Origin of the sequence: Micromonospora sp. NPDC049799 (assembly GCF_040656655.1) — a bacterium.
Classification (GTDB): Bacteria; Actinomycetota; Actinomycetes; order Mycobacteriales; family Micromonosporaceae; genus Micromonospora.
Genome location: NZ_JBFAMU010000454.1, coordinates 1 through 4,000, shown reverse-complemented (window position 1 = coordinate 4,000; position 4,000 = coordinate 1). Strand labels below are relative to the sequence as shown.

3 protein-coding genes are annotated in these 4,000 nt (G+C 71.1%); all 3 read left to right on the top strand.

Annotated features, from left to right (window positions below; all coding sequences use genetic code 11):
- Nucleotides 1-513: 513 nt before the first annotated feature.
- Nucleotides 514-1,791, top strand: coding sequence for an NAD(P)/FAD-dependent oxidoreductase (locus tag AB0I76_RS24295; RefSeq protein ID WP_357039666.1), 1,278 nt, complete (start codon nt 514-516; stop codon nt 1,789-1,791).
- Nucleotides 1,792-1,855: 64 nt separating this feature from the next.
- Nucleotides 1,856-3,115: a cation:proton antiporter gene (locus tag AB0I76_RS24290; RefSeq protein WP_357039662.1), complete on the top strand. Its 1,260-nt coding sequence runs from the start codon at nt 1,856-1,858 to the stop codon at nt 3,113-3,115.
- A 12-nt stretch (nt 3,116-3,127) separates the two neighbouring features.
- Nucleotides 3,128-4,000: ATP-binding protein (locus AB0I76_RS24285; RefSeq protein WP_357039659.1), on the top strand; the 873-nt coding region annotated here is incomplete at its 3' end.

The following is a 4,000-nucleotide window of genomic DNA, read 5'->3' as shown; positions in this document are numbered from 1 at the left end:
GAAACCCGCCGAATGGCCAACGGAGACGAGCCATCTCGACGCCGGCTGTCCACAACCGGCGGGCTCACCGAAACGTGGGCGGGCTTTCCCTCCTCCTCCGTCCGGCCCGTCCGCGCCTCGACAGACGCGGACGGGCCGGGCCGCGTCCGGGGCCGCCGGCCGGATCGGGCAGAGGTTGCGCTTCCCCCGGTGGGCGCTGCCGATCACCTCGGGCGCCGATCCCGCCAACCACTGTGGACTGTCTGGCCGAGGAGCACCGTCCTGGCCGCTGAACTGCCCGGATGCCGGTAGGAGGGAGGGCGGTCGCGAATGGCCGGCGGCGTGCGTCGTGGGGGATCGGGAGAGGCCGAGGGAAGCCCTTAAGACCACGTCCAGAGGGTCTGCAGAACGGCCTGCGCAGACTGGCCAGGCGCACCCGGGAACCACCGTCGGACCGCGCGGGGCCGGTTCTCAGGCATCGGTCCGTCCGGGTCGCCCCGCCCCTTTCGTGGCCCGATCAAGGGAGAGTTGCGAATGTCGTCCAATCTCTACGGCATCCCAGACGACTTCGATGTCGTCGTCATCGGTGGCGGCCCCGCTGGCGCCACGCTGTCCGCGCTGCTGAGCGAGCGCGGCCGGCGCGTCCTCGTGCTGGACCGCGAGCGCTTCCCGCGCTACCACATCGGGGAGTCCCTCATCCCCGGCTTCATGCGCCCGATGGAGGAGCTGAAGCTCCTCGATCGGATGGAGCAGCGTGGCTTCGAGAAGAAGCACGGCGGCACGCTGGTCTGGGGCGCGCAGAAGATCCCGTGGGGCTTCTCCTTCATCGAGGGTGGCCCGTACAGCTACTCGTACCACGTCCGTCGGGCCGACCTGGACTCGATGATCCTGGACCGGTCGCGGGAGCTCGGTACGCACGTCATCGAGGAAGCCACCGTCAAGGAGCACATCGAGGAGGACGGCCGTGTCGTGGGCGTCCGCTACTCGATCCGGGGCTCCGACGAGGTCCAGGAGGCGCGGGCCTCGCTGGTGATCGACGCATCCGGCCAGGCCCGCGTCCTCGGGCGCAAGCTGAGCAACGTCAACTGGCACGAGGACATGCGCAACGTCGCCGTCTGGACGTATTTCGACAACGCCGACCGGCTGCCGGGGGACGAGTACACCAACATCCTCATCGAGGGGCTGGAGGGGGGCTGGTTCTGGGGCATCCCGATCGACAAGGGCACGATGAGCGTCGGCTACGTCACCGCCTCGGCGGCGGCCGCTTCCTCGGACGAGTCCCTGGAGGACCTGTTCCGGGCCCAGCTCGGGCGCTCCACCCAGCTCAAGGAGCTGCTGAAGGACGCCCGCCAGTCCAGCGGCTTCCGCTCCGCCCGGGACTGGTCGTACACCTGTGACCGGTTCTACGGCCCGGGTTGGGCGCTGGTCGGCGACGCGGCCGCCTTCGTCGACCCGCTCTTCTCCACGGGGGTGGCGCTGGCCACCCTGGCCGGCAGCTCCCTGTCGAAGATCGTCGACAAGGTGCTGGAGCACCCGGAGATCGAGGAAGTCGCGCTGGAGCGGTACGCGACCGCGTACCGGGCGTTCTTCGACGAGATCCGCACCTTCGTCGGCAAGTTCTACGACCGTACGAGGTACAAGGAGTTCTACTGGGAGCAGGCCCAGACGATCGTCGACCCGAAGCGCGAGCGCGACCCGCGGGAGGACTTCGTCACCCTGGTCTCCGGTCTCAGCGGCCGTCACCCGCTGTTCAACATCGACGTCGACGACCTCATCGCCGAGCACGCGGCGACCGCCGCCGTCGGAGCCTGACCCACCCACGCGGCAGCCGCTCCGGCGGCTGCCGCGTGGACCGCCGGAGGTGAATAGGGGCCTGATGACCAGCCACACGATCCAGATGTTGTTCGTCGACCTGGCGCTGATCCTGCTGCTCGCCCGCGGGTTCGGTGTGCTCGCCGTCCGGCTGGGGCAGCCGCCGGTGGTCGGTGAGATCTTCGCCGGAATCCTGCTCGGGCCGACCCTGTTCAACGGCTGGATCGCCGAGAACCTGTTCCCGACCGCCGTCCGGCCGCTTCTCTCGGGCATGGCGGACGTGGGGGTGGCCCTGTTCATGTTCGTGGTCGGCCTCGAACTGGAACGCGGCGTGCTGCGCGGCATGGGGCGCAAGACCGCCGGGGTGGCGGTCGGTGCCACCCTGCTGCCATTCGTCCTCGGCCTCGGGCTCGGCTGGTACCTGCTGCGGGGCAACGGCAACGGCGACGCCATCGCCTTCATCATCTTCATCGGCCTGTCGGTGTCGGTGACCGCGTTCCCGGTGCTCGCCCGCATCATCGCCGACCGCGGACTGGCCCGGACCACCGTCGGCACCTTCGCGCTGGCCACCGCCGCCGTGGTCGACGTGGTGGCCTGGGTCGCCCTCGCCGCGGTCCAGGCCTCCGTCGGCGGCGAGGGCGGGCACTGGCGCGTTCTGCTGCTCCTGCCGTACGTCGCCGTGATGTTCCTGGTCGTCCGCCCGCTGTTGCGGCGTCTGGTGACCGGCGGCGATTCGGACAACCCCGTCAGCGTCCCCCGGCTGGTGGCGGTGCTCAGCGGTGCCCTGCTCTCGGCCGCGGCCACCGAGGCGATGGGTATGCATTTCATCTTCGGCGCGTTCCTGTTCGGCCTGGTGATGCCGACCGGCGGCGCGGAGGAACGCAGCGAGGCGATCCAACGGCAGACCGGCCAGCTGACCGCACTCCTGCTCCCGGTCTACTTCGTGGTCGCCGGGCTCAACGTGGACCTCGGCGGAGTGGGCCTGGACGGTCTGCTCGACTTCGGCATGATCCTCCTGGTCGCCGTCGCCGGCAAGCTCGGCGGCACCTATCTCGCGGCGCGCCTGCAGGGCCTTCCACCCCGTGCGTCGCTGGCGCTGGGCACGTTGCTGAACACCCGCGGACTCACCGAACTGATCATCCTGGGCGTCGGGCTGCGGATCGGCCTGCTCGACGGCTCCCTCTACTCGCTGATGGTCGTCATGGCGCTGGTCACCACGGCGATGACCGGACCGATGCTCGCCTGGATCTACCGCCGGCCGGTGGAGATCGCCATGCCGGCGGAGGCGCCGGGCCCGGTACCGGCGGCCCGGTCGTCGGCTTAGGAGGAGGAAGAGATGCACCTGGTCGAACGCGGGTCTGAGCTGGCTGCCGTGGCGGAGGTGTTGACCGCGTCCGTCGGCGGCACCGGCGGGGCCGTCCTGGTCAACGGCGGCATCGGCTGCGGCAAGTCCGAGCTGCTCGACGCAGTACGGGGACGGGCCGAGCAGGACGGTTTTCTGGTGCTGGCCGCGGTGGGCTGCTGGGCCGAACGGGAGTCGTCCGGCGGCGTCCTCGGGCAACTGCTCCGCTACGCCGACGCGCCGTGGGCCTCGGCCGACCGGATCGCCGGGTTGCTCGCCGGGCTCGGCGCCGCCGGACCGATCCCGGAGGCCGAGCCGCGCACCCTCGACGCTGCCACCAGCGCCACCCTGCACCAGCTCTGCACCGAGTTGCTCCAGGTCTCCGAGCGGGTGCCGGTCCTCATCTGCGTGGACGACGTGCAGTTCGCCGACGCGGTCTCCCAGCACTGGCTGATCCAGCTCCTCGGTCGGCTGCGCAACGCCCGGGTGGCCGTCGTCGTCGCCGAGTGCGTGCTGTCCCGGCCGACCGACGCGCGACTGCGCGCCGAGCTGCTGCGGCTGCCCAGCTACCGCCGGATCCCGTTGCAGCGGCTCTCGCCGGCCGGGGTGGCCACGGTGCTGCACCGTCACCTGGATCCGGACACCGCCGCCGCGCTGGCCACCGAGGTGCACCAGGTCAGCGCGGGAAACCCGTTGCTGGTCCGGGCGCTCGTCGAGGACCAGCGCGCCGGTGACCGGTCGCCGGACGTGCGGGCCCGGGTCGTGGTCGGTGAGGCGTACGGGGACGCGGTGCTCAGCTGCGTGCTGCGCGGCCGACCGGTGCTGATGCGGGCGGCCCAGGCGCTCGCCGTGCTCGACGAGGGCGCC

Bases quoted from the DNA above. Each gene is read 5' to 3' on its own strand.
- AB0I76_RS24290 (WP_357039662.1), top strand. From the start codon at position 1,856: ATGACCAGCCACACGATCCAGATGTTGTTCGTCGACCTGGCGCTGATC.
- AB0I76_RS24295 (WP_357039666.1), top strand. From the start codon at position 514: ATGTCGTCCAATCTCTACGGCATCCCAGACGACTTCGATGTCGTCGTC.